This is a genomic window from Nocardioides sp. Z24_21, from assembly GCF_058134345.1.
Window position 1 is genome coordinate 1,063,678 of record NZ_JBYTTH010000002.1, and the last position, 23,841, is coordinate 1,087,518.

Annotated in this window: 22 protein-coding genes; 15 read left to right on the forward strand and 7 right to left on the reverse strand. The window is 72.7% G+C overall.

The window, feature by feature from the left end; genetic code table 11:
* The first annotated feature begins 18 nt into the window (after nucleotides 1–18).
* The 8 genes from AC3X7Z_RS11495 to AC3X7Z_RS11530 all read left to right on the forward strand — a co-directional run bounded on the left by AC3X7Z_RS11495 (nucleotide 19) and on the right by AC3X7Z_RS11530 (nucleotide 11,045).
* Nucleotides 19–948, forward strand: coding sequence for a glycosyltransferase (locus AC3X7Z_RS11495; protein ID WP_489975987.1), 930 nt, complete (start codon nucleotides 19–21; stop codon nucleotides 946–948).
* Entirely contained in the window at nucleotides 945–1,865 is a 921-nt protein-coding gene (locus AC3X7Z_RS11500) for a glycosyltransferase family 2 protein (protein WP_186341429.1), read from the forward strand. Before AC3X7Z_RS11495 ends, AC3X7Z_RS11500 begins: the two co-directional genes overlap by 4 nt.
* Before the next feature lie 36 nt (nucleotides 1,866–1,901).
* On the forward strand, nucleotides 1,902–3,110 hold the full coding sequence (glf, locus tag AC3X7Z_RS11505) for a UDP-galactopyranose mutase (protein WP_186341430.1): 1,209 nt from the start codon (nucleotides 1,902–1,904) through the stop codon (nucleotides 3,108–3,110).
* On the forward strand, nucleotides 3,107–5,194 hold the full coding sequence (locus AC3X7Z_RS11510; RefSeq protein ID WP_489975988.1) for a glycosyltransferase: 2,088 nt from the start codon (nucleotides 3,107–3,109) through the stop codon (nucleotides 5,192–5,194). Before glf ends, AC3X7Z_RS11510 begins: the two co-directional genes overlap by 4 nt.
* 7 nt (nucleotides 5,195–5,201) lie before the next feature.
* On the forward strand, nucleotides 5,202–6,110 hold the full coding sequence (locus AC3X7Z_RS11515) for an ABC transporter permease (RefSeq protein WP_489975989.1): 909 nt from the start codon (nucleotides 5,202–5,204) through the stop codon (nucleotides 6,108–6,110).
* Between the two features lie 70 nt (nucleotides 6,111–6,180).
* Nucleotides 6,181–6,951, forward strand: coding sequence for an ABC transporter ATP-binding protein (locus tag AC3X7Z_RS11520; RefSeq protein WP_186341432.1), 771 nt, complete (start codon nucleotides 6,181–6,183; stop codon nucleotides 6,949–6,951).
* Nucleotides 6,952–7,715: 764 nt separating this feature from the next.
* On the forward strand, nucleotides 7,716–8,189 hold the full coding sequence (locus AC3X7Z_RS11525; protein WP_489975990.1) for a hypothetical protein: 474 nt from the start codon (nucleotides 7,716–7,718) through the stop codon (nucleotides 8,187–8,189).
* A 132-nt stretch (nucleotides 8,190–8,321) separates the two neighbouring features.
* Nucleotides 8,322–11,045: an FG-GAP-like repeat-containing protein gene (locus AC3X7Z_RS11530; protein WP_489975991.1), complete on the forward strand. Its 2,724-nt coding sequence runs from the start codon at nucleotides 8,322–8,324 to the stop codon at nucleotides 11,043–11,045.
* A 23-nt stretch (nucleotides 11,046–11,068) separates the two neighbouring features.
* On the opposite strand, the gene AC3X7Z_RS11535 is transcribed toward AC3X7Z_RS11530, so the two are convergent.
* The 4 genes from AC3X7Z_RS11535 to cofD form a co-directional block, all read right to left on the reverse strand.
* Nucleotides 11,069–11,809 carry a TIGR03089 family protein gene (locus AC3X7Z_RS11535; protein WP_489975992.1) on the reverse strand — a complete coding sequence of 247 codons (741 nt, stop codon included), beginning with the start codon at nucleotides 11,807–11,809 and terminating at the stop codon, nucleotides 11,069–11,071.
* A 14-nt stretch (nucleotides 11,810–11,823) separates the two neighbouring features.
* On the reverse strand, nucleotides 11,824–12,561 hold the full coding sequence (locus tag AC3X7Z_RS11540) for a DUF3105 domain-containing protein (protein WP_489975993.1): 738 nt from the start codon (nucleotides 12,559–12,561) through the stop codon (nucleotides 11,824–11,826).
* 72 nt (nucleotides 12,562–12,633) lie between these two features.
* Entirely contained in the window at nucleotides 12,634–13,650 is a 1,017-nt protein-coding gene (cofE, locus tag AC3X7Z_RS11545) for a coenzyme F420-0:L-glutamate ligase (RefSeq protein WP_489975994.1), read from the reverse strand.
* Nucleotides 13,647–14,699, reverse strand: a complete 1,053-nt coding sequence (cofD, locus tag AC3X7Z_RS11550; protein ID WP_186341438.1) for a 2-phospho-L-lactate transferase — start codon at nucleotides 14,697–14,699, stop codon at nucleotides 13,647–13,649. Before cofD ends, cofE begins: the two co-directional genes overlap by 4 nt.
* 141 nt (nucleotides 14,700–14,840) lie before the next feature.
* Between cofD and AC3X7Z_RS11555 the strand changes: the two genes are divergently transcribed.
* From AC3X7Z_RS11555 to AC3X7Z_RS11565, 3 genes are all read left to right on the forward strand, one after another.
* Complete coding sequence (locus tag AC3X7Z_RS11555) at nucleotides 14,841–15,098, forward strand: WhiB family transcriptional regulator (RefSeq protein WP_489975995.1); 258 nt, start codon at nucleotides 14,841–14,843, stop codon at nucleotides 15,096–15,098.
* A gap of 123 nt (nucleotides 15,099–15,221) precedes the next feature.
* The gene (locus AC3X7Z_RS11560; RefSeq protein ID WP_489975996.1) at nucleotides 15,222–18,122 is read left to right on the forward strand and encodes a glycosyltransferase family 2 protein; all 2,901 of its coding nucleotides are present in this window, start codon (nucleotides 15,222–15,224) and stop codon (nucleotides 18,120–18,122) included.
* Entirely contained in the window at nucleotides 18,115–19,512 is a 1,398-nt protein-coding gene (locus AC3X7Z_RS11565; RefSeq protein ID WP_489975997.1) for a DUF5719 family protein, read from the forward strand. The genes AC3X7Z_RS11560 and AC3X7Z_RS11565 overlap by 8 nt, the downstream gene beginning before the upstream one ends.
* A gap of 22 nt (nucleotides 19,513–19,534) precedes the next feature.
* On the opposite strand, the gene AC3X7Z_RS11570 is transcribed toward AC3X7Z_RS11565, so the two are convergent.
* The gene (locus AC3X7Z_RS11570; protein WP_489975998.1) at nucleotides 19,535–20,014 is read right to left on the reverse strand and encodes a metallopeptidase family protein; all 480 of its coding nucleotides are present in this window, start codon (nucleotides 20,012–20,014) and stop codon (nucleotides 19,535–19,537) included.
* Nucleotides 20,015–20,063: 49 nt separating this feature from the next.
* Here AC3X7Z_RS11570 and AC3X7Z_RS11575 point away from each other — a divergent pair, with 49 nt between their 5' ends.
* The 4 genes from AC3X7Z_RS11575 to AC3X7Z_RS11590 all read left to right on the forward strand — a co-directional run bounded on the left by AC3X7Z_RS11575 (nucleotide 20,064) and on the right by AC3X7Z_RS11590 (nucleotide 22,371).
* Nucleotides 20,064–20,426: a DUF3499 domain-containing protein gene (locus AC3X7Z_RS11575; RefSeq protein ID WP_489975999.1), complete on the forward strand. Its 363-nt coding sequence runs from the start codon at nucleotides 20,064–20,066 to the stop codon at nucleotides 20,424–20,426.
* Nucleotides 20,427–20,456: 30 nt separating this feature from the next.
* A complete protein-coding gene (locus AC3X7Z_RS11580) occupies nucleotides 20,457–20,633 on the forward strand; it encodes a Trm112 family protein (RefSeq protein ID WP_186341442.1) in 177 nt (58 codons plus the stop codon).
* 10 nt (nucleotides 20,634–20,643) lie between these two features.
* The gene (locus AC3X7Z_RS11585) at nucleotides 20,644–21,675 is read left to right on the forward strand and encodes an SIS domain-containing protein (protein WP_489976000.1); all 1,032 of its coding nucleotides are present in this window, start codon (nucleotides 20,644–20,646) and stop codon (nucleotides 21,673–21,675) included.
* A gap of 96 nt (nucleotides 21,676–21,771) precedes the next feature.
* Nucleotides 21,772–22,371 (forward strand): hypothetical protein, encoded by a 600-nt coding sequence (locus tag AC3X7Z_RS11590; protein ID WP_186341444.1) that lies wholly within the window; start codon nucleotides 21,772–21,774, stop codon nucleotides 22,369–22,371.
* Nucleotides 22,372–22,447: 76 nt separating this feature from the next.
* Here AC3X7Z_RS11590 and AC3X7Z_RS11595 read toward each other — a convergent pair whose 3' ends face one another.
* Both AC3X7Z_RS11595 and AC3X7Z_RS11600 read right to left on the reverse strand, forming a co-directional pair.
* A complete protein-coding gene (locus AC3X7Z_RS11595) occupies nucleotides 22,448–22,813 on the reverse strand; it encodes a nuclear transport factor 2 family protein (RefSeq protein WP_186341445.1) in 366 nt (121 codons plus the stop codon).
* A gap of 57 nt (nucleotides 22,814–22,870) precedes the next feature.
* Nucleotides 22,871–23,224 carry an HIT family protein gene (locus AC3X7Z_RS11600; protein ID WP_186341446.1) on the reverse strand — a complete coding sequence of 118 codons (354 nt, stop codon included), beginning with the start codon at nucleotides 23,222–23,224 and terminating at the stop codon, nucleotides 22,871–22,873.
* Nucleotides 23,225–23,841: the final 617 nt, after the last annotated feature.

A 23,841-nucleotide genomic window follows, 5' to 3' on the forward strand; every position in this document is an offset into this window, starting at 1 on the left:
GCCCCTAGGGTGTAGGCCGTGACCACCGGACCGCTGCCTCGCATCGTCGCGGTCGTGGTCACCTTCAACCGCCTGCCGCTGCTCGAGCGGCTCGTCGCGCGGCTCGGCCAGGTCGACGGGGTGGTCGAGGTGCTGGTGGTCGACAACGCCTCCACCGACGGCACGGGGGAGTGGCTCGCCGCCCGTCCCACCACCGGCGAGATCCCGCTGAGCGCGCGCACGCTGACGACCAACCGCGGCGGCGCCGGCGGCTTCCACGACGGCCTGGCGTGGGCGATCGACCGCGACGCCGACCTGGTCTGGCTGATGGACGACGACGGCCTGCCCGACCTCGACTGCCTCGACCACCTGCTGGACCAGGCGGGCAACCTCGACTTCTGGGGCCCCCTCGTGGTCGACGAGGCCGACCCCGAGCGCCTGGTGTTCCCGATCCGGCTGCCCGGCGGCACCCGCGTCGTGCACGCCGTCGACGACGTCCGCCGCGCCGCGCGGGCCGACCGCATCGACGGGATCGTCATCCCCTTCAACGGCGTCCTGGTGACCAAGGAGCTCGTCGACCGGATCGGCCTGCCCCGCGAGGAGTTCTTCATCTGGGGCGACGACCACGAGTACCGCCTGCGCGCCGAGGAGTCGGGTGCCCGGGTGGCCACGGTCGTCACCGCCACGGTCCGCCACCCCAGCGTCGGCAACCTCGGCACCCCGATGATGTTCGGTCGCACGACCTACAACGACTCGCCGAGCGACCTCAAGCACTACTGCATGGCCCGCAACAACCTGGTCAACCTGCGCGACTACCGCGGGCCCCTCCACGCGCTGGCGTTCGTGGTGAAGACGGCGTGGTTCTACACCTTCACCCGGCCCAGCCTGTCGCGGCTGCGGCTCAGCGCCTCGGCGATGCGCGCGGGCATCGCCGGCGACTTCGACGGCCACCGGAGGTTCTTGTCGTGACCACCCCGGCCGCACCGGAGACAGTGGCGGTCGTCGTGGTCACCTACAACCGCGCCGACCTGCTCGTCGGGATGCTCGACGGCCTGGCCGCCCAGACACGGCGTCCCGACGCCGTCATCGTGGTCGACAACGCCAGCACCGACCACACCCGCGAGGTGCTGCAGGCGCGCACCGACCTCCCGCTCCACGTCACCCACAGCGACGACAACCTCGGCGGGGCCGGCGGCTTCCACCTCGGGGTGCGGGCGGCGTACGACGCGGGCTGGGACCGCGTGTGGCTGATGGACGACGACGTCGTGCCCGCCCCCGGCTGTCTCGAGGCGCTGATGGCCGTGGACGAGGACTGCCTGATCGCGGTCCGCGAGGACCGCACCGGGGCCCTGGTCGAGAAGGCCGCCGTCGACTTCGACCTGCGCAACCCGCTCGCCATCAAGCCCAAGCGCGCCTCGGTCGACAGCACCTACGCCGACCGCGCGTCGATGCCCGAGCTGGTCGAGGTCCACAACGTGGCCTTCGAGGGCTTCATGGCGCGGCGCCGGGTGATCGAGGAGATCGGGTTCCCCGACCCGTCGTTCTTCATCTTCTACGACGACGCCGAGTACGCCGTGCGTGCACGCCGCGCGGGCCACCGCATCTGGGCGGTCCGCGACGCCGTGCTGGTGCGCCAGCTCGACTTCAACCAGCAGCACGACCTGTCGGGCTGGAAGGGCTTCTACATGTACCGCAACCTCTTCGTGGTGCACCTGCGCCACGGGGAGAACGTCCTCGTGCGGCTCAAGCCCTGGCTGATCACGGCCGTGGTCGTGCTGCTCAGCCCGGTGCGCGGCGGCCGGGCCGAGGCCCGCAACGTGACCCGCGCCATGGCGTCCGCGCGAGGCATGCGCCGCCTGACGGCCTCCGCCCGCCCCCCTCGATAGACTCACCCCGCGTTTCTCACCCAAGGAGTTCCTCCCTTGTCCCAGGGCCCCACCACAGACACCGCACCGCGTCCCGACCTCGTCATCGTCGGCGCCGGGCTGTTCGGTCTCACGATCGCCGAGCGGTGCGCCGAGGAGCTCGGCCTCCGCGTGCTCATCCTCGAGCGTCGCCACCACATCGGCGGCAACGCCTACTCCGAGCGTGACCCGGAGACCAACGTCGAGGTGCACAAGTACGGTGCGCACCTGTTCCACACCTCCAACGAGCGGGTCTGGGAGTACGCCAACCGGTTCACCTCGTTCACCGACTACCGGCACCGGGTCTTCGGCAAGTACCAGGGGCAGGTCTACTCCCTGCCGATGAACCTCGCGCTCATCAACCAGTTCTTCGCCCGCTCGCACACCCCCGACGAGGCCCGCGCGCTGATCGCCGAGCAGTCCAGCGAGATGGCCACCGAGGACGCCTCCAACCTCGAGGAGAAGGCGATCAGCCTGATCGGCCGCCCGCTCTACGAGGCGTTCATCAAGGGCTACACCGCCAAGCAGTGGCAGACCGACCCCACCGAGCTCAGCGCCGACATCATCACCCGGCTCCCGGTGCGCTACACGTTCGAGAACGGGTGGTTCAGCGACACCTACGAGGGACTGCCCGTCGACGGCTACACCGCGTGGATGACCCGTATGGCCGACCACCCCAACATCGAGGTGCGCCTCGAGACCGACTTCTTCGAGGTCGCCGACGACTACCGCGGCACGGTCCCGATCGTCTACACCGGGCCCGTCGACGAGTACTTCGGCAACTCCGAGGGCCGCCTGTCGTGGCGCACCGTCGACCTCGAGGAGAGCGTCGTCGACACCGACGACTTCCAGGGCACCGGCGTGATCAACTACAACGACCAGGACGTCCCCTTCACCCGGATCATCGAGTTCAAGCACTTCCACCCCGAGCGGGAGAAGACCCACCTGCCCGGCAAGAGCGTGATCGTCCACGAGTACAGCCGCTTCGCCGAGGAGGGCGACGAGCCCTACTACCCGGTCAACACCGCCGACGACCGCGCCAAGCTGCTCAAGTACCGCGAGCTCGCCAAGGCCGAGCCCATGGTGCTGTTCGGCGGCCGGCTCGGCACCTACAAGTACCTCGACATGCACATGGCCATCGGCTCGGCGCTGTCGATGTACGACAACAAGCTCAAGCCGCACTTCACCGAGGGCGCCGAGCTCACCAGCGGAGGCATCGACGCATGAGCACCACACCCGCCAGCACGCTCGCCACCAGCACACCCGGCACCCACGCGGCCGGGACCGTCACCCGGCTGCTGCAGCGCCAGATCCTGCCGGTCGACAAGTTCACCGAGGTGTTCCCGCTCTACGTCGACCTCGAGGAGGCCAAGCTCGACACCGACCGGCACGCCGTCGGTGGCGACAAGGCCGCCAAGGACCTCAACAACGCGGCGATCCGCCAGTCCACCTCGACCGGCAAGAAGCTGCACCCCGACCAGATCCGCTCGCGCACCGAACTGCGGCTGCAGCCCTCGCAGCCGCTGTCGTTCGGCACCTACTTCAACGCCTTCCCCGCCTCCTACTGGCGCCGGCACACCGTCGTCACGGACGTCGACCTCACCGTCGACGTCGTCGGCGCCGGCACGGTCGTGACCGTCTACAAGTCGATGGCGCGCGGCCACGCCCAGCGCATCGAGTCCGCCGTCGTGGAGGGCGAGGGCCCCGACGCGCGCGCGAGGTTCTCGTTCGCCCTCCCGCTCAAGCCGTTCGTCGACGGCGGGTGGTACTGGTACGACGTCGTCGCCGGCGACCACGGCGCGAGCATCGAGGGCGCCGAGTGGACGGCGCAGGTGCCGGCCGACCGCGCCGAGCACGGCACCGTCGACCTCTGCATCACCACGATGCTGCCCGACATGAGTGCCCAGCTGCTCGGCCAGCTCGGCGCGGCCGAGGAGCTGCACCCCTACCTCGACACCGTGATGGTCATGGACCAGGGCAAGCAGAAGGTCACCGACAGCCCCTACTTCCCCGAGGCCGAGCGCGGCCTGGGCGACAAGCTGCGGGTGATCGTGCAGGGCAACCTCGGCGGGTCGGGCGGCTACGCCCGCGGCCAGCTGGAGAGCGTCCGCAAGGGCACCGCGACCTACGCGATGATGATGGACGACGACGTCGTCTGCGAGCCGGAGGGCATCATCCGGGCGGTCACGTTCGGCGACCTGGCCAAGCGGCCGACCATCGTCGGCGGCCACATGTTCAACCTCTACAACCGCGCCGAGCTGCACTCGTTCGGCGAGATCGTCCAGCCGTGGCGCTTCTGGTGGCAGACCCGCCTCGACGGCTACAGCCAGTGGGACTTCGCCGCCCGCAACCTGCGCTCCGCGCGCTGGCTGCACAAGCGCGCCGACGTCGACTTCAACGGCTGGTTCATGTGCCTGATCCCGCGCGTCGTGCTCGAGGAGGTCGGCCTCTCGCTGCCGGTCTTCATCAAGTGGGACGACTCCGAGTTCGGGCTGCGCGCCAAGGAGGCGGGCTACCCGACGGTGTCCTTCCCCGGCGCGGCGGTCTGGCACGTGCCGTGGACCGACAAGAACGACGGCGTCGACTGGCAGTCCTACTTCCACCACCGCAACCGGATCATCGCGGCGCTGCTGCACTCGCCCTACGAGCGCGGCGGCCGGATGGTGCGCGAGAGCCTCAACCACCAGGTCAAGCACCTCGCCTCCCTGCAGTACTCCACCGCCGAGCTGCGCCACCTCGCGATGGAGGACGTGCTGCGCGGGCCCCACGCCCTGCACGGCGAGCTGGCCACCAAGCTCGCCGACATCAACGCGTTCCGGGCGCAGTTCTCCGACGCCCAGCTCCACGCCGACCGCGACGACCTGCCCCCGGTGCGCCGCGAGAAGCCGCCCAAGAAGGGCAAGTCCGACATCGAGATCCCCGGTCGCAAGGCCACGCTGCTGGCCGCAGGGCTCGCCCCGCTGCGCCAGCTGCGGCCGGTGCGGCGGATGGCCGAGGACTACCCCGAGGCCGAGCTCACCGCGATGGACGCCAGCTGGTACAACCTCGCCCGCTACGACTCGGCCGTGGTCTCGATGAACGACGGCTCCTCCGTCGCGCTCTACCGTCGCGACCCGGCGCGCTACCGCGACCTGCTGCGACGCACGATCGAGATCCACCGGCGCTTCCACCGCGAGTGGCCCGCCCTCGCCCAGCAGTACCGCGAGGCGCTCGGCGAGATCACGTCCCCGGAGGCGTGGGAGAAGACCTTCGCGCCCTGGACCGACCCGGCGGACCGCTCCGGGGGCGGCCCCTCGGGCACGACCGAGTGAGCCGCCGGTGAGCGCCACCGCATCCGGCCCGGTCCGGCGTACGACGGGCGAGCTCGAGGCCCTGCCGCTGGCGCCGCCCGCCGCGACGGGCCTCGGCGAGGTCGTGCGGCGGCGCTACCTGCTCGGCATGCTGGTGCGCAACACCATCAAGTCGCGCTACCAGGGCACCGTGCTCGGGTGGCTGTGGAGCTACCTCCAGCCGGCCATCCGGTTCTGCATGTTCTACTTCCTGTTCCAGGTCATGATCGGCCGCGGCGCGGGCATGGAGAACTTCGCCATCCACCTCTTCGCCGGCATGGTGATCGTCCACTTCTTCACCGAGACCTTCAACGGTGGCACCCAGTCGCTGGTGCAGAACCGCTCGCTGATCACCAAGCTCCCCGTGCCACGGGAGATGTTCCCGGTGGCCCGGATGCTCGTCGCCGGATGGCACACGGTGCCGATGATCGTCATCCTCGTCATTCCGTGCCTCTTCCTCGGCTGGCGCCCCGACCTGGTGGGGATGGCGGCGGCCCTCCTCGGCTTCAGCCTGGCCGCCGCCCTCGGGCTGGCGCTGGGCCTGCTGTTCAGCGTCGGCAACGTCTTCATGCGCGACATCGGCAAGGTGGCCCAGACCCTCACCCAGTTCGTCACCTTCAGCGTGCCGATGATGTACCCCTTCACGCTCGTCCAGGAGCGCTTCGGCGAGCCGATCGCGAGCTACTACCTCCTCAACCCGATGGCCGAGGCGGTGCTGCTCATCCAGCGCGGCTTCTGGGTCGGCACCACCAGCGACCCCGACGCGACGGCGGCCGTGCACCTGCCCGACCACCTGTTCACCCGCGGGCTCGTCATGACGGGCATCTCGCTCGTGCTGCTCGTGCTGGCCCAGCGGATCTTCGCGCGCCTCGAGTCCAAGGTCCCGGAGCGCCTTTGATGAGCACCCCACGAAACCGCGGCCTTCCCCCGCTGCGCTCCTCCAGCCCACGCTTCCGCAGGGACCCCGCATGACGACCATGATCCAGGTGGAGAACGCCACCAAGGCCTTCACGCTGTCCTACCAGCGCTCCCTCAAGCAGACCGTGCTGGCCAAGGTCCGCGGCCGCAAGACCCACGACACGTTCAACGCCGTCGACGACGTCAGCTTCACCGTGCGCGAGGGGGAGTCGGTCGGCCTGATGGGGCTCAACGGCTCCGGCAAGTCGACGCTGCTCAAGCTCATCAGCGGCGTGATGCGGCCCGACTCCGGCTCGGTGCTCACCCGCGGCCGCATCGCCGGCCTGATCGCCACCGGCACCGGCTTCGACAACAACCTCAGCGGCCGGGAGAACCTCTACCTCAACGCCGCCATCCTGGGGATGTCGCGCGCCGAGACCGACCGCAAGTTCGACGAGATCGTCGACTTCGCCGACCTCGGCAAGTTCCTCGACACCGACGTGGCCTACTACAGCTCCGGCATGAAGGCCCGCCTCGGCTTCTCCGTCGCGGTCAACGTCGACGCCGACATCTTCATCGCCGACGAGGCCCTCGCGGTGGGGGACCGGCCGTTCAAGCGCAAGTGCAAGAAGCGCATGGACCAGATCGTGAAGTCGGGCGTGACGATGTTCTACGTCTCCCACGCCCCCGGATCGGTGCGCAACCTCTGCGACCGCGTCCTGGTGATGGAGAACGGGCGGCTCGGCTTCGACGGCGACGTCGAGGAGGGCATCCGCTACCTCCACTACGACGAGAGCGACGACGACTCCGGCGAGGACGACGGCCTCGGCGCCGACATCTGAGCGCGACATCCCACCGGGGAGCGCCGCGCCGTCCGCGTCCTCGCACGCGTCCCGGCGCGAGCCCAGATCCGTGGCTCGCGTCCCGCTCCGAGAAGGAGGACCGCGGCACCCACCGGATCCCACCGTCGTGGCGTGTGGACGTGTGAGGCTGTCCACCCACCCGAGGAGCTCACGCATGCCCGCACCCGCCGGCGACGTCGCCGACCGGCTCGAGAGGCTCGCCGCCGCCACCGCAGACGGACAGGTGCCGTCCTCGCCGGGATCGCGGTGGTGGGCCTGCTCGGCATGGCCGTGACACCACCACTCCTCGAGCGCACCCAGTCCGTCGGGCCCGCAGGTTCCGAGGATCGGGTCGTGCTGCCCGACGTACGGTGAAGTCGCATGCGCGCGACGGGCTGGCACGACTACGACGAGTGCTACCCGAGGAAGACCCTGCCGAGACGGCCGCCGGCAACCTCCCGCGCTGAACGGCCTGATGCCCGGGCCGGGGCATGAGCGGGCCGTCCGGGACCCTTGAGCAGCAGGCCGACCTCATCTGTGGATGAGGCGATCGTGGAGGATCCGGGTCACCTGGTGGCTCGGATCCTCCACGATCGCGTCGGAGTCCCCGCTCGAGCGGGGACTCCGACAGCCAACAAGGGGGCAGTACTCCTCGGTCTGCGGGAGCGTCACCGTGCCACGCAGACGCCCCGGAGACGGCAGGCGCGCGGGTCGCGGCAGATCGGAGCCTCGCGGAGCGGAGCCTCAAGGGGCAGGATCGCTCCATGAGGCCGGGGGGCTGGTTGTTGCTGGGCGCGGTGGGGCTCGCCGTGATGGCGGTCGCTGGCGCCTGGGCGCCCGTGCAGCCGGAGATGATCCCCACAGGCGCCGCCTGCCAGACGGCGCCGTGCGGCACGCTGGAGGACCCGGAGAGGTGGCGTCGGGCGTGGTGGCTCTGGTCGATCGGGGCCATGGTCGCGGCAGTCGCTGCGGCGTTCGTCCTGGCGCCGCGGCGGCCGAGCCGGCGAGGCGTCCTGCTTCTTGCGGTGTCTGCGGTGGTGGTCATGGTGCCGGTGGCCGTCCTCGCCTACCTGCTGTCCCTCGGCACCTCCGTGCAAGGAGGCGCCACCGCCGCCGCCTGGGTGCCGATCGTGGGAGTCGCGGTGCTCGGTTCGTGGGCACGGGCGCAGCGGGCTCCTGACCCCGGGAACGACACTCCGAACCGAATCTCGCCCGATTCCGACGCCGATCGGCGATAATTACACCGACACAACGGCGTGTCGAGTGGAAATTACAACGTTGTAGTTACTCAGAAACTCTTCCGTGACTGGTGTGACTGGTGTGAACTCATCCCTTGTGTGACCTTCCCCCACACAGGAGTAGAGATCCCCATGCGTCCTCTTCAGGCCCGTCTCGTCACCCTCTGCCAGCAGGTGCTGGCGCTGGGTGTCGTGCTCGTCGTGCTCACCCCCGCCTCCGGTGTCGTGTCCCTCGACATCGTGGGCGAGGCGCCCGGCGCCCCGTCCGCCTCCGCGGCACCCGCCGCGTTGATGTCGGCCACCGTGCCGACGAAGGCGGTCACGCCGACGGTCACCGAGGTGCCGCTCACCGGTGAGTCCGGTGGGTTCGCCGGCCTGCGCGGACGCAGCGTCGCCGGTGGTGCCACCCAGGCCCGGGTGGTCAGCACCCCGCAACCGGTCGACGCGTTCGGCGCCGTGGGCGTCACCTGGGGTGCCGGCGAGGTGCTCGAGGAGGACCAGATCACCCTCCGCGTCCGCACCCGCACCGGCGAGGAGTGGAGCGACTGGGAGGACCTGGAGTATCACGACGAGCACGGGCCCGACCCCGGCAGCGCCGAGGCGGCGGGCGCGCGCCCGGGCACCGAGCCCACCTTCGTCGGCGACGTCGACGACGTCCAGGTCGAGGCCCGCACCGACGGTGTGGCCCTGCCCGACGACCTCTCCCTGGCCCTGGTCGACCCCGGCTCGGCGACGCGCACCGAGACCGAGGCTCCGGCCGAGACGGCCAGCGACGACCCGAGCGCGTCGTACGACGAGGAGTACGCCGCGCAGGACGGCTCCACCCCGACGACCGACGGCCTCGCGCTGCAGTCGGCCACCGTGGCGTCGCGCAAGCAGACGGTCGCGCAGCCCACGATCTACTCCCGCGCGCAGTGGGGCGCCGACGAGAGCATCCGCAACAAGAAGTCGCTGCGCTACGGATCGATCAACGGCGGGTTCGTGCACCACACGGTCAACGCCAACAACTACACCGAGGCCCAGGTGCCGGCCCTCCTGCGCAGCATCTACGCCTACCACGTGAAGTCGCGCGGCTGGAGCGACATCGGCTACAACTTCCTCGTCGACCGGTTCGGGCGGATCTGGGAGGGCCGCTACGGCGGCATCGACCGCCCCGTCGTCGGCGCCCACACGCTCAACTACAACGACTACTCGTTCGCGATGTCGGCCATCGGCAACTTCGACGTCGTCCAGCCGCCCGACGTGATGCTGCGCGCCTACGGCCAGCTCTTCGCGTGGAAGCTGTCGCTGCACGGCGTGAACCCCGCCTCGACCGCGCAGACGATCGGGCGCGGCACCTTCCCGGCGATCAGCGGCCACCGCGACGCAGGGTCGACGGCCTGCCCCGGCAAGTACCTCTACGCCCAGCTGCCGCTCATCCGCACCTACGCCTCGCAGGCGGCGCCGGTCGTGACCACGCCGACGGAGCTCGCGATCTCCGAGCCCGCCCCGCAGAACAACCTCGACGCCTCGCCCTATCCCGACCTCGTCGTGCGCCGCGCGTCCGACGGCCGCGGCCTGGTGCTGCCGACGGGCGGCCTGACGTCGTTCCAGAAGCGCATCGTGGTGGGCAAGCGCGGCTGGGACAAGCGCGCCGACGTGCTCGTCTCACCGGACCTCACCGGCGACGGCCTGCCCGACCTGGTGACGGCCGACAAGTCGGGCGTCGTGCGCATCCGGGCCGGCAAGGGCAACGGCAACTTCGGCAAGACCACCCGCAAGATGCGGCTGCGCACCTACTCGCTGCTGACCGCGGTCGGCGACATCAACGGCGACGGCCGCAACGACCTGGCCGCCCGCTTCAAGGGTCGCCTCGTCACGCTGCTGGCGACCAGCAAGGGCGGCTTCGCCCGCAAGGTCACGCGCAAGGGCTACGGCGACTACCGCCAGCTCATCGGAGCCGGCGACGTCAACGGCGACGGCCGCGCCGACCTGCTGGTGCGCAAGAAGAACCGGCTGTTCCTGCAGACCGGCTACGGCACCGGCCGGTTCGCGGCGCCCCGGCGCGTCGCCGGAGCGTGGAGCGGCTACAACCGCATCGTGGCCGGGGACTTCAACGGCGACGGGCGCACCGACCTGGTCGCCCGCTCGTCCAAGGGCACGATGATGCTCAAGCCGGGTCGCGGCGACGGCACGTTCGGTGCCGCGCTGGGACCCGCCACCAACCTCAAGTCGATGCGCTGGATCACCGGCGTCAACCTCGTCGGCGGTGCGGGCGCAGACCTCATCGGCGTGTCCGGCAAGCAGCTCGTCGTCGTCGCCAACCGCGACACCTTCGAGCTCGGCTCGCCCATCGACACCGGGGTGTCGTTCGCCGGCATGGACCGCATCCTCAACGCGGGCGACGTCAACCGCGACGGCGTCGGCGACGTGCTCACCCGCGACGTCTCCGGCCGGCTGTGGCTCTTCGCCGGCAACGGCACCGGCGCCCTCGCGCAGGGACAGGTCCTGGCCGAGGGCTGGGGCGGGATCGAGGGGCTCACCGCGGTCGGCGACGTGACCGGCGACGGTCTCCCCGACCTGGTGGGGACCCCGGCCGGCGGTCCTCCGACGGTGTGGCCCGGCAACGGCTCCAGCTTCAACGCAGGCGTCCCGATCAAGGGAGGAGCGGTGCCGTCGCGGGCCGGGCTTCCCTCCGACCTCTCCGGCTTCGACTGGGTGCTCGAGGTCCAGGCGATGACGCTCAAGGGCTCGGCCGACTACGTGGTGCGCGACCGCGCGAGCGGCGTGGCGTACGTCTACAGCGGCCGCAAGAAGGGCGTGTCCGACCCGCGGGTGCTGGGCGAGGGACTGGGGGCCTTCGACCTGGCCGGGTGAGCAGGCACGGACGAGCCGCGTCCTCAGACCCGCGCCGTCGCCCGTTCGGCGTCGTAGACGCCGTCGAGGCGAGCCGGGTCGGGGTTGCGGACGAGGACCAGCGAGCCGCCTCGTGCGAGGGGCTCGGTGAAGGTGGCCATTCCTGGTGGGGAAGCCGGGTCGGCCACCGAGAGAAGACGGCCGCCGTCGGTGAGCACGCTCCCGACGGCGGCCGTCAGGTCGTCCGGGCGGACCGCGCGCGGCCCGAACAGCTCACGCTGGGACAGGTCGTCGGTGGCCGGGTCGTCGCCGGTGGGCGGGTCCCACGCCGTGAAGCCGTCGGGCTGCGACCAGATCTCCACCCCCACGTCGAGCACCCCGGCCGGCAGCGGCTCGGCGAAGCGGACGCCCAGCGGGCGCAGGCTGCAGGCGAGCACCGGCACGGTCGCAGCCCGCGGCGCCCACCGATCCAGGCCGTCGGGGCCGCACACCACGGCGTCCGGCGCGTCGGACGTGGTGACCCGCAGCCCGAGCGTCCAGGCGGCGCCCAGGAAGACCGGCGAGAGCCAGTGTGGAGGCAGGTCGATGCGCAGCGACATGCCACGCTCCAGGTCGGCGACGTCGCTCAGCAGGCCGGACGCCTTGGCCACCCAGTTGGCGTACGTCGTGACCGACAGCTCGACGCGCTCGTCGCTCGCGTGGTCGTAGAACGTCACCAGCGGGCGGCCGGGCTCGCGTCGCAGCTGCGCCGCGAGCACCTCGCTGAACGTGGCGGGAGGGACCATCGGCGCCGGACGCCTCAGACGGCGTTGGGCTCCGGGGAGTCCATGTAGGGGTAGTCCTGCATGAACGTCTCCAGCGCAGGCCCGCTGACCTCGGAGCAGTACTGCCACACGCCGACCTGCTTGGTGGGGTCGGTCTCGCCGACGCCGCCGAGCGACCAGTGGGTGAGGGCGACGTGCTGTCCCTTGGGGAAGGCCTTGCCGTCCTCGGAGGTCCACGGCACGGCCTTGAACTTGTCGCGCAGGTTGTCGGTGCCCTGGAGCTTCGAGGCGATGCCGCGCAGGTGGTCCATCTGCTCGGCGTCGTCGGCGATCGTCTCGTCGTACCAGAGGATCGTGTAGCCGTGCTCGAGGTTGTGCACCAGCTCGCCGAGCTCCGGGCGGTCGGACTTCGTGTAGAGCTTGCGGTCCATGCTGTCCCACACGTTCCAGTGCTGGCCGAAGGCCGGCGGCGCGTCGGGATAGGTCATCGGCGTGCCGATCTCGACGTGGTCCTGGTTGCCCTCGGCCGACTTGGTCGTGACGTCCTGGCACACCGACGCCTTCGCGCCGATCTCGCCGAGCGAGGCGGAGGCGTAGGCACGCAGGTCCCACCAGTCCTTGACGGGCTTGAACGCCGCGGCGCCCACGATCACGACGGCGACGAGGACGCACACGCCCACGATGGCCAGGCCGCGGCGGTTCTCGCGCTTGGACTGCTGTGATCGGATGGAGTCGATGACCGCCTGACGGTCGGTCTTTGCCTGCTTGGCCACGGTGCTCGGTGTCTCTCGGTCGACTGCTGGGGGTGGTGCTCGCCGCGCTGGTTGCGCCTGCGCGGGCAGAGTCTACGTAGTCGCGGGTGACAGGTGGCACACGACGCGACTTCCGGTGGTCTCCCAGCCGGCGATCCGCCAGCCGTGGGCGAAGCACACAGCGGCGACCGCGCCTCGGTCCGAGCCCGCGGGCAGGTGCAGCTCGACGCGACCGGGGTCGTCGTCGAAGCGCAGCATCAGGGCCGACGACAGCGCTCGACCGGCACCGACGACGCGGCTCAGCGCCTCGTGCACCTCCTCCGGCGGCGCGGGCGCCCCGAACGGCGCGCGGTCGGACTCGTCGCCGGCCAGCGCGCGTACGACGGCCTCCCGGGCGCCCCAGCCGAAGAGGTCGCCCCCGTCGGGGCGCACGAGTGACACGGCGCCGGGGCCGTCCTCGCCGGGCGGCAGGACGAGGTCGGCACGGCCCCGTACGACCGCGACCGGGCGGCCGGCCAGCTTGCCCTGCGCGAGCTCGGCGGCCCCGGCGATCTCGTCGGCCACCGCGGGCAGCGTCACCGCGAGGGGGTTGCCGTGGGGGTCGGTGCGGCCGGCGAAGTCCTCGGCGACCAGGAGGCCGGCGGCACCGATCGCGATGTCGGTCTGCCCCTCGCGCCACGCCCGACCGGACGTGTCGGTGACGACGACCGCCACGTTGGTCCCGGTGCGCCGGAGCAGCTCCCGGCGCAACGACCGCGCGGAGGCGTCGGGGTCGAGGGGGAGGAGCACGACCGAGCCGGCCGTGACGTTGGAGGCGTCGACCCCGGCCGCGGCCATGGTGAGGCCGAGGCGGTTGCGCACGATCCGCACCGGACCCCGGCGCGCGACGACGCGCACGGTCTCCTCCTCGACGGCGGCGTCCCGCTCGCCCACCCGGGTGCGGCCCTCGGCCTTGCTCACCACCTTGCTCGTCACGCACACGACGTCCCCGTCGCCCAGGGCGGCGTCCGGTCCGGCCCGGTCGAGCGCGTCCAGCACCAGCGCCGCGAGGTCGTCGCCCGCCGAGACCTCGGGGATCCCGTCGGGGGCCCACACCTCCAGGTGGTTCACCGCGATCCCGCCGCGTCGGCGGTGACGAGCGAGACGGCAGCGGCGGCCATCGCCGCGGTGGCGTCGTGGTCGGTCATCATGAGGGGGACGGCCGCCGCGGCGATCCCGGCCCGCTCGAGGCCGGCCACCTGGTCGGCGTCGCGCTCGTCGACGAGCCACCCGTCGAGCACCCCGCCGTCGCGGCGCGCGCCGTAGTGGGCGCCGACGGCACCCGCGCTCACCTCGACACCGATGCCGGCGAGCATCTGCGCCGCCATGCCGCGCACCGGCGCGGAGCCGACGATGGGGGAGATCCCGACCACCGGGGCGGGCGTGGCGCGCACCGCGTCGCGGATGCCCGGGACCCCGAGGATCGTGCCGACCGAGACGACCGGGTTGGAGGGCGGGAGCACGACGAGGTCGGCCCCGGCGATCGCGTCGAGGACGCCGGGTGCGGGCGTGGCGGCGTCCTGCCCGACCACCACGACCGCCTCGGCGGGCACGGCGGCGTGCAGCCGCACCCAGTACTCCTGGAAGTGCACGACCCGCCGCCCGCTCGGGCTCTCGGGGTCGGCCACGGCCACGTGCGTCTCCACGCGGTCGTCCGACATCGGGAGCAGCCGCACGCGGTCACCGTGGAGCGGCGTGATCCAGCGGCGGCACAGCGCCTCGGTGACCTGCGAGAGCGTGTACCCGGCCTCGAGCATCTGCGTGCGGACCAGGTGGGTCGCGATGTCGCGGTCGCCCAGGCCGAACCACGTCGGCTCGACGCCGTAGGCCTCCAGCTCGGTCCTGGCGCTCCAGGTCTCGTCGCGGCGACCCCATCCGCGCTCGACGTCGATGCCCTCGCCGAGGGTGTACATCACGGTGTCGAGGTCGGGGCAGACCTTGAGCCCGTGGATCCACCAGTCGTCGGCGGTGTTGGTCACGACCGTGACCTCGGTGTCGCCGGAGCCGCCCGGGACGGTGCCCGTGCGGAGGCCGTGGAGGAGTCCTTGGAGGAAGCGGGCCCCGCCGACACCGCCGGACAGGACGGTGATACGACGGAGCGTGGCTGCGGATGATGACATAGGAGCAGCCTGCCGGAAGCCGAACGGCCATATCAGATCCGGGCTTGACTACGTGGGTACGACAGGCATGTAATTCCAGTAGTGTCGTTCAGTGAACCGGTGTCGGTCAGTTCTGAAAACAGGGTCGAAAGGGCGTCAGCCATGAGAGCAGAACTGTTTCTCCTCGAGCCCGAGGGCGAGGAGTTCGGGTGGCAGGACCGCGCGCTCTGCGCGCAGACGGATCCCGAGGCGTTCTTCCCCGAGAAGGGCGGCTCCACGCGGGAGGCCAAGAAGGTCTGCCTGACGTGCGAGGTCCGCGACAACTGCCTCGAGTACGCATTGATGAACGACGAGCGCTTCGGCATCTGGGGCGGCCTCTCCGAGCGGGAGCGCCGCAAGCTCAAGAAGCGCGCGGTCTGAGGGCCGCGGCCGGACCCCCCGCCGGCCCGTCCCCAGCACCACCACCGGCCCCACCACCGGCCCCACCACCGGCACCGCCCCGACGGTTTCATGGAGCGCCGAGCCCCTCGCTAGGGTGCTGCGGTGACCGTCACTGCGCTTCTCGTCAGTCATGACGGGGCGCGTTGGCTCCCAGCAGTCCTCTCCGGCCTGACCGGGCAGACCCACCCGGTCGACCGCGTCGTGGCCGTCGACACCACCAGCCGCGACGAGAGCGCCGACCTCGTCCGCGCCGCCCTCGGCGAGCGGGTCGTCCTCGACGTGGTGCCCGGCTCGACGAGCTATCCCGCCGCCGTGCGACACGGCCTCGAGCTGGCGCCCGCGGCCGACGACGACGAGTGGGTCTGGCTGCTCCACGACGACGCCAACCCCGCCCCGACGGCCCTCGCCGAGCTGCTCGCTGCCGCCGCGGAGCACCCCGACGTGGCGATCCTCGGGCCCAAGCTGCGCGAGTGGCCCTCGCTGCGCCGGCTCCTGGAGGTCGGCCTCACCATCACCGGCACCGGCCGGCGCGAGACGGGCCTCGAGCGCGGCGAGTACGACCAGGGCCAGCACGACGCGGTGCGCGAGGTGCTCGCGGTCAACACCGCCGGCATGCTGGTGCGTCGCCGCGTGCTCGAGTCGCTCGGCGGGCTCGACGAGGAGCTGCCGATCTTCGGCAACGACATCGACTTCGGCTGGCGGGCCGCGCTCGCGGGCCACCACGCCCTCGTGGTGCCGCAGGCGGTCGTGTTCCACGCCGAGGCCGCCCACCGCGGCATCCGGCGCACGCCGCTCACCGGGCGCCACACCCACTACCAGGAGCGTCGCGCCGCCCTCTTCACGTCGCTGGCCAACGTGTCCACGCGCGGCTTCGCCTGGCAGTACGTCCGGCTCTTCCTCGGCTCGCTGCTGCGGGTGCTGGGGTTCCTCGCCGTGCGCTCGGTGGGGGAGGCCCTCGACGAGCTGGCGGCGACGCTGTCCGTGCACGGGCGTCTCGGGCAGCTCCTCGCCGCCCGGCGCGAGCGGGCCCGGGCACGGCAGGGCGAGGCCGCCGACGTACGCCGCCTGCTGGCGCCGTGGTGGCTGCCCTACCGGCACGGCCTCGACTTCGTCACCGACCTCGCCTCCGCGGCCACGAGCCAGGCCGTCGACGTCGCCGAGCGGCGCCGACTCGCCAAGGCGACCGAGTCGTCCCCGGCCGCGGGCTCGCGCATCGAGCGTCGCGGCCCGGTCGAGGACGACGAGGACGCCTTCCTCACCGACACGGGCATCGTGGCGCGGTTCTTCACCAACCCCGTCGCGGTCGTGCTGGCCCTCTTCGCGGTCCTCGCGCTGGTCGCCGGGCGCGAGGCGTTCGGGTCGATCACCGGGGGCGCGCTCTCGCCGGTGCCCGAGGCCGCCGCCGACTGGTGGCGGCTGCACGTGTCGAGCTGGCACCCGCTCGGCACCGGCACCGACGTGCCCGCGCCGGCCTACGTGCTGCCGTTCGCGCTGGGCGCCACCGTCCTCCTGGGCAGCACCAGCGCCGTGGTGTCCGCGCTCATGCTGCTGGCGGTGCCGTTCGCGGCCTGGGGCGCGTGGCGCCTGCTCAAGGTCGTCGGCCGGCTCGTCGACCCGCTGGGCCTGCCGCGCTGGCTCGTGGTGTGGGGCGCGCTGACCTACGCGCTCGTCCCGGTCACGTCGGGGGCGTGGGCCGAGGGCCGGTTCGGCATCGTCGCGGTCGCCGCGCTGCTGCCGTGGACCGCCCACGCCGCCCTCGGCTTCGTCGACCCCGACCGCGACCGGCGCTGGCGAGCCGCGTGGCGCACGGCGCTGCTGCTGGCCCTCGGCGCGGCGTTCGTCCCGGGCCTCTGGCTCTTCGCCCTGCTCGCCACCGCCGTCGTCCTGGGCGCGGCGGCCGTCATCGCCCCGCGGCTGCTGCGCGAGCGCGACAGCTGGGGCCCGCCGGTGGTCGCCGTGGCCGCGACCCCGGTGCTGCTCGCCCCCTGGCTGGTGCCGCTGCTGACGACGGGCTCGGCGTCCGGGCTGCTGCTCGAGGCCGGTCGACTCACGGTCGACCAGGTCACCTTCGGCGGCCTCGTCACCGGCCGGCTCAACGACCTCGGCGCCCCCTGGTGGCTCGGCGTGGTGCTCGCCCTGCTGGCGGTCGTCGCCCTGGTCCCGCGGCGGACGCGGGTGGCGGTGCTCCTGTGCTGGCTGGTGGCGCTCGCCGCGGCGGTCGTCTCCGGCCTGCTGTCGCACGTGACCCTCGACCTGCCCGCGGTCACCACGCGGCCCACCCTGGGCCTGTTCGTGGTGATCCTGCAGGGCACGGCGGTCGTGGCGGTCGTGCTCGGCGCCGACGCCTACCTGCGCCGGCTCACCGACCACCACCCGTGGTGGCAGCGCGGTGTGGCGACGGCGCTGGCCATCGCCGCCGCGGTCGTGCCGCTCGGCGGGCTGGGCTGGTGGCTGACCACGTCGGCCGACGAGGAGGTGCTCTCGCACGACAGCGAGCAGACCGTGCCGGTCTACATGGAGCAGAGCTCGCTGCTCGGCGACGAGCACGGCGTGCTGGTCATCGACGGCTCGGTCGAGGACGGGGTCGCCTACCGCATCCGGCGCGACGACGGCACCACCGTCGGCGAGGACGAGATCCTCACCCTGGCCGACGAGGACCCCGGCCTGACCAGCAACGTGCAGGCGCTGGTCTCCGCGCCGACGCCCGCCGTCGTGGCCGACCTCGGTGCCCGCGGCATCGAGTACGTCGTGCTGAGCTCGCCCGCCGACGGCCGGATCTCCTCGCTCCTCGACGCCACCGCCGGCCTCGAGCAGGCCAGCGCCGAGGACCGCGCCACCCGCGCCTGGCGCGTGGACCGGCCCCTCGACCCCGACTCGGTGGACGGGCCGAGCCCGTGGTGGCGCACCGTGCTGCTGGTGGTGCAGGGCGCCGCCATCGTGCTCGCGCTCGTGCTCGCCGCCCCGACCGTCCGGACGCGACGGCAGGGGGACCGCGATGCCTGAGCCCACCGCACCCACCCCCGGCGGGGGCCGCCGCAGGGCGGCCGAGACCACGAGCCGCCGGCCCGCGCCACTGACGATCCTGGCCGTGGTGATCCCGCTGCTGACCGTCGCCGCGCTCGCCCTGGTGCGGCCGGCCGCCGAGCCGCAGGCGTCCCACGCGCCGACCGACGCGCCGCTCGACCGGGTCACGACGGTCTGTCCCGCCCGGCTGCCCGGCGCCGACGAGGTGCGCTTCGGCAGCACCGGGCTGGCCTCGGGCGACCTGGCGCTGCGAGTCGGTCGCCGCGAGGTGACCCAGCCCGTGACCGACGGGGTCGCGGCCCGCGAGGAGCGGCGCTACGTCGTCGTCAACGGCACCGGCGAGCTGGCCGAGGGCCTCGTCGCGTCCCGCTCCGGGGGCGGCTCGGCCACCGACTGCGACCAGCCGGCACCCGAGCGGTGGTTCACCGGCGTCGGCGCATCGGCGGAGCACACCTCGACGCTCACCCTGATCAACCCCGACCGCGGCCCGGCCGTCGCCGACGTCACCGTCTGGGACGGCAGCGGGCAGGTCGACGTCCCGGCGCTGCGGGGCGTGCGCGTCCCCGGCGGCCGGTCCACCTCCTTCGACCTCGCGAAGGTCGTGCCCAACCGCGACGCCCTCGCCCTGCGGGTGGTCGTCACCCGCGGCCGGCTCGCGTCGAGCGTCGTCGACGTCGTCGACCCGGTGGGTCGCGCCCGCCCGCTGCGCGAGTGGCTGCCGTCGCAGGCCGAGCCCGCCGCGACGTCCTACGTCGCGGGGGTGGGCACGTCGCGCGCCGACCGCCTCCTGACCCTGGCCAACCCCGGCGACAGCGAGGTCCGGGTCGCCCTGGAGCTGGTCAGCGAGGAGAGCGAGTTCGCGCCCGAGGGCGTGGACGAGGTGACCCTCGCGCCCGCGACGGTCACCGAGGTCGACCTCACCGGCGTCCTGCGTGGGCGCCTGCTGCAGGGCGTGCAGGCGCTTCGGCTGGAGGCGACCGGTCCGGTCACCGCCTCGCTGCGCACCCGCACGGCGGGCGACCTCGCGCTCGCCGCTGCCGGCTCCGCGATCGACGGCGACGCGGCCGTCGCGCTCCCCGCCGGGGCCAAGCGCTTCGTCGTCACGGGCGCGACCGCGCCCGGCCTGGTCACGCTGCGGGCATGGGACGAGGACGGGACCGCCGTGGTCCGCGAGCGCCGCGTCGAGCTCGACCCGGCGACCGCGGCGCGGATCAAGGTGCCCGACGACGCGGTGCTGGCCCTGCTGGGCGTCGAGCGCACCAGCGCGGTGGTGTCGGTCGAGGTGGACGATCGCGGGCTGTCGGTGCTGCCCCTGCCGCAGCTCGACACCACCAGCCAGGTGCCCGACGTGCGTCCGGCCCAGCGCTAGCCGGGACTCCTGCCCACGAGCCTCAGTCGGCGTACCTCTCGTCGACCTGCCCGGGCGTGAGGTTGAGCAGCTCGGCGATCTGCTCGACGACGACGGTGTGCACCATCGCCTCGAGCTCGTCGCGACTGCTCGAGCGGTGCTCGATCGGGCGCCGGAAGATCACCAGCCGGGTGGGGTCCTGGCCCTTGCCGCGCACCAGCGACGACAGCGGCACCGTCTCGTCGCCCCAGTCGTCGGGAAGCATGGGCGCGTCCTCGACGGCGTACTCCACCAGCCCGAGGTGGCGGTGCCACCGCTCGTCGAGGGGGGTCACCACGTCGAGCACGAGCTGGTCGAAGCGCTGCCGAGCGGTGCGCAGCGCCGGCGTGCCGGGCCGGGCGGGCGCCACGCCCGGGCCGCGCATGCCGCGCCCGCGCCGGTCACGGGTGCGGCGCGCGCGGGTCTTGCCGCCCTCCGGTCCACTGTCCGGTCCGCGTGCCTCGCTGCCCACCCCGATGTCCACGCCGCGAGCCTAAGCGCCGCACGTGGGTGCGGCGGGTAGCGTCAGGGCCGTGAGCCTTGCCCGTCGTTGTTCGCGGACGGCGTGTGGCCGTTCTGCGGTCAACACGCTGACCTATGTCTACGCCGACCAGACGGCCGTCCTCGGCCCGCTGGCGACGTACGCCGAGCCGCACGCCTACGACCTCTGCGAGCTGCACAGCGAGCGGCTGTCCGCCCCGCGCGGCTGGGAGGTGCTGCGGCTCGCGGGCGACCCCGCGGCGCAGGGGCCGAGCAGCGACGACCTCCTCGCGCTGGCCGACGCGGTGCGCGAGGCGGCCCGGCCGGCCCCGGCCCCGGCGCCGCTGCACTCCACCGACGACCCGTCCCGCGGCGCCAAGCGGGGGCACCTGCGGGTGCTCACCTCCACTGACTGACGGCGCCCGGCACCCCCTAGGATCATCGGCGTGAACATCGACGAGCAGCTGCTGAGCATCATCGTCTGCCCGGCCTGCCACGGCGAGCTGTCGCCGGACGCGTCCGGCGGTGCCGAGGAGCTCGTGTGCCAGGGGTGCGGCAACGCCTACCCGGTCCGCGACGACATCCCGGTGCTGCTGGTCGACGAGGCCCGCAAGCCCGTCTGAGGAGCTGGCTGTGGCGACCTGGTTCGACGAGTCCCGGCTGGACGACCCCCGCGTGCTCGACACCGTAGACCTGCGCCTGCGCACCCTCGCCGAGAGCGGTGCCCGCGTGCGGCGCGAGGCCCACGAGTCGGCCGCGGCGACCGCCGAGGCCATCGCCCGGGGTCGTGACGAGGCCCGTCCGCGCGCGGTGATCGCCGCCGGGCCCGACTCGCGCCTGTTGCGCGCGGTGCTCGAGCCGTGGTGCCCGGTGCCGTTCGTGGCCTGGCCCAACCCGGGCCTGCCCGGCTGGGCGGGCTCGCTCGACCTCGTCGTCATGCTGGCGCCCGAGGGCAACGATGCCGGGTCCGCGTCGGCGGTCGCCGAGGCCGTGCGCCGCGGGGCGCAGGTCGTGGTGGCCTGCCCCGAGCGTTCGCTGGTGGGCGAGCACGCGGCGGGGCGGCACGTGACGGTGCTGCCGACCGTGACGGGCGACCAGCTCGCGACGGCCGTGGTGGTGCTCGACTACCTCGCCCAGGTGCGTCTCGGACCGAGGGCGGACGCCGAGTCCGTCGCCGCCTCGCTCGACCAGGTCGCGGAGAGCTGCTCGCCGCACCGCGACCTCGCGGTCAACCCGGCCAAGATGCTGGCCATCGCGATGGCCGACACCAACCCCCTCGTGTGGGGCGGCTCCGTCCTGGCCGCACGGGCTGCGCGCCGGCTGGCCGAGCTGCTGCGCCGCACGAGCGGCCGGTCCGCGATCGCCGGCGACGCCGAGCACCTGCTCCCCGTCATCGAGGCGACCAGGTCCCGCGACCTGTTCGCCGACCCGTTCGCCGACGACCCCGGCGAGATCCGGCCGCTGCTGCTCGTCCTCGACGACCGCTCCGACGACCCGGCCGTGCGCCGGCAGGCCGGCGAGCTGAGGGCCGCCGCCGCGCGCCACGGCGTACGCGTGGAGTCCCTCGAGACCGACGCGGACGCCGAGGTGGCGCGCTACGCCTCACTCCTGCTCGGCGGCACCTACGCCGCCGAGTACCTCCGCATCGGCCTCGTCGACGACTGAGCCCGACCCGCGGGACGCTCGCGGCCGGGAGGTTTGAGCCGGGCGGCGCCGGGCAGGACAGGGCGGTCAGCACTTCCTCTGCCTGCAGGAGCATCCATGAACCGCACGTCCCTGTCCCTCGCCGGTGGTCTCGCCACCGCCCTGCTCCTGGTGTCGACGCCCGCCGCGCAGGCTGCCGTCGGCCCCAAGGACGCACTGGGCAAGGCCGACATCGTGAAGCTCTTCCCCGAGCTGGCGGACGGCGAGTTCAAGACCGAGCGGACCAAGAAGATCGCCGTGCCGGACGGCACCTGCGGCGCCAACACGCAGAAGAAGGCCACCTCCGCGGTCAGCATCGCCGGCCTCTCCGGCGCGGGCGACCCGATCGTCGTGGCCGGCGTCGCGGAGGTGAAGTCCAGCGGCCTGGCCAAGACCTACTTCAAGGCCTTCACGTCGTACGTCAAGCAGTGCGCCAGCTACACCGATCCCGCCAGCGGCGCGACCGTCACCGTGCGGCCGACCAAGGGCTCCAAGCTCGGCCAGGAGTCCCTGTCGATCGTGCAGGAGACCGCCATCTCCACCTTCACCACCCACTCCGCGAGCGTGCTGATCCGCGACGGCAAGCGCATCGCCAGCATCGTCGTGGCCGACGACGCACCGATCGACGCCTCCACGATGAAGAAGCTCGCGAAGGTCGCCGCCAAGAACATGCGGTGACCCAGGGCTCGAGCCCTCGCCTCCGGAGCCCCGGGCCGGACCGCCGTGCGCGGGTCGGCCCGGGGCTCCGCCGCGCTCAGCGGGTCCCGGCGGGTGGCTGCTGGTCGACGTCGGTCCAGACCTCGACGAGCTCGTGGAGCAGCCCGTCGCGCACGGTCGCGAAGCTGGCCACGGCGAACCCGAGGCGCTCACCCGCGTCGTCCGTCGACGTCACGCGGGCCCGCAGCGCCCCGCGGTCGCCGTCGGCGACGAGGTCCTCCACGCACATCCGCTCGAATCCGGGGTAGTCGGCGTTGAGCCGCACCCACCCGTCTCGATCGAAGACCTCGCCCGTGTGCACGTAGCGGCAGGTGAAGTCGTCGCGCAGCAGGGCGGGCAAGCCGTCCCAGTCGTGGGCGTCGATCACCTCGGCGAGTCGGCTGAGCAGTGCGCGGGCGTCCATGGGGCGCAGTCTGGCGTGGGGGTCTGACATCGGGTGCAGAACGTCCTCAGCCGCGCCTCAGGCACGCCGCTGCGCGCCGGAGTGGACGTGGACATGCAGGTGCCGGGAGTCCTGGTAGCGGCCCAGGTTGGTGAGCACGGCGGCGGCGCCGTACGCGCGCTCGACGTCGCGCGCGAGCCGCTGCACGACGGTGAGCAGCGCACGCACGTCCTCCTCGTCGTCGTGGCCCGCCGTCGTGAGGGAGGCGATGTGTCGCTTGGGCACCACGACGAGGTGGACGCGCCAGAACGGCCGGGTGTGGTGGTAGCCGAGCACGAGCTCGTCCTCGTGCACCACGTGCAACGGCGCCGCGCGCGGGATCGCCACGTCGCAGTAGAAGTCGTCTCCGGTGTAGAGCACCGTCTCGCTCATCGCGCCATCCTGACAGCGGCGTCCCGCACTGGTCGTCCACTTGGCCGATCGCGAAGCGCCACCCATCACGAGGTGGGACAACCTGCCTGGGCATCACATCTGGCGACGCACACAACCCGCGCGGGGTGCGATGGCAGGGCGATCCGCGCAGGCCCCGTCGATCGCTCCGGACGTGCCGGTGGCCCCGCCACCTGACGGGTGGCGGGGTGCCGGGGCGGGGTCATCGTCGGCGGGGGCTTGGGATGCCGGGTGGGTCGGGTGGGTCCGACTCGTCGATCCGGGTGGTGCCGGTGGGGTCGCGGCGGTAGCGGTGGCCGTGAGGGCTGGCCCACTCGAATGCGCCCGGCCCGACCGTCGCGTAGCGCCAGGCGGTGTGGGTCTTGAGCCGGTGGTGGGATCGGCACAGGGCGGCCAGGTTGTCGCTCCGGGTTGGTCCCGGCTGGGGCCGTCCGTCTGCTGCGGCGTCGTGGTCGAACTCGGTGACGTGGTCGATGTCGCAGCCGCGAGCCGGGCGGGTGCACCACGGGAACACGCAGGTGCGGCGGAATCTAGGTAGTCACGCAACACCGTGGTTTTCAGCGGCCTTGGTCAGTATCTCGTGGAGCATCTCAGCAGGG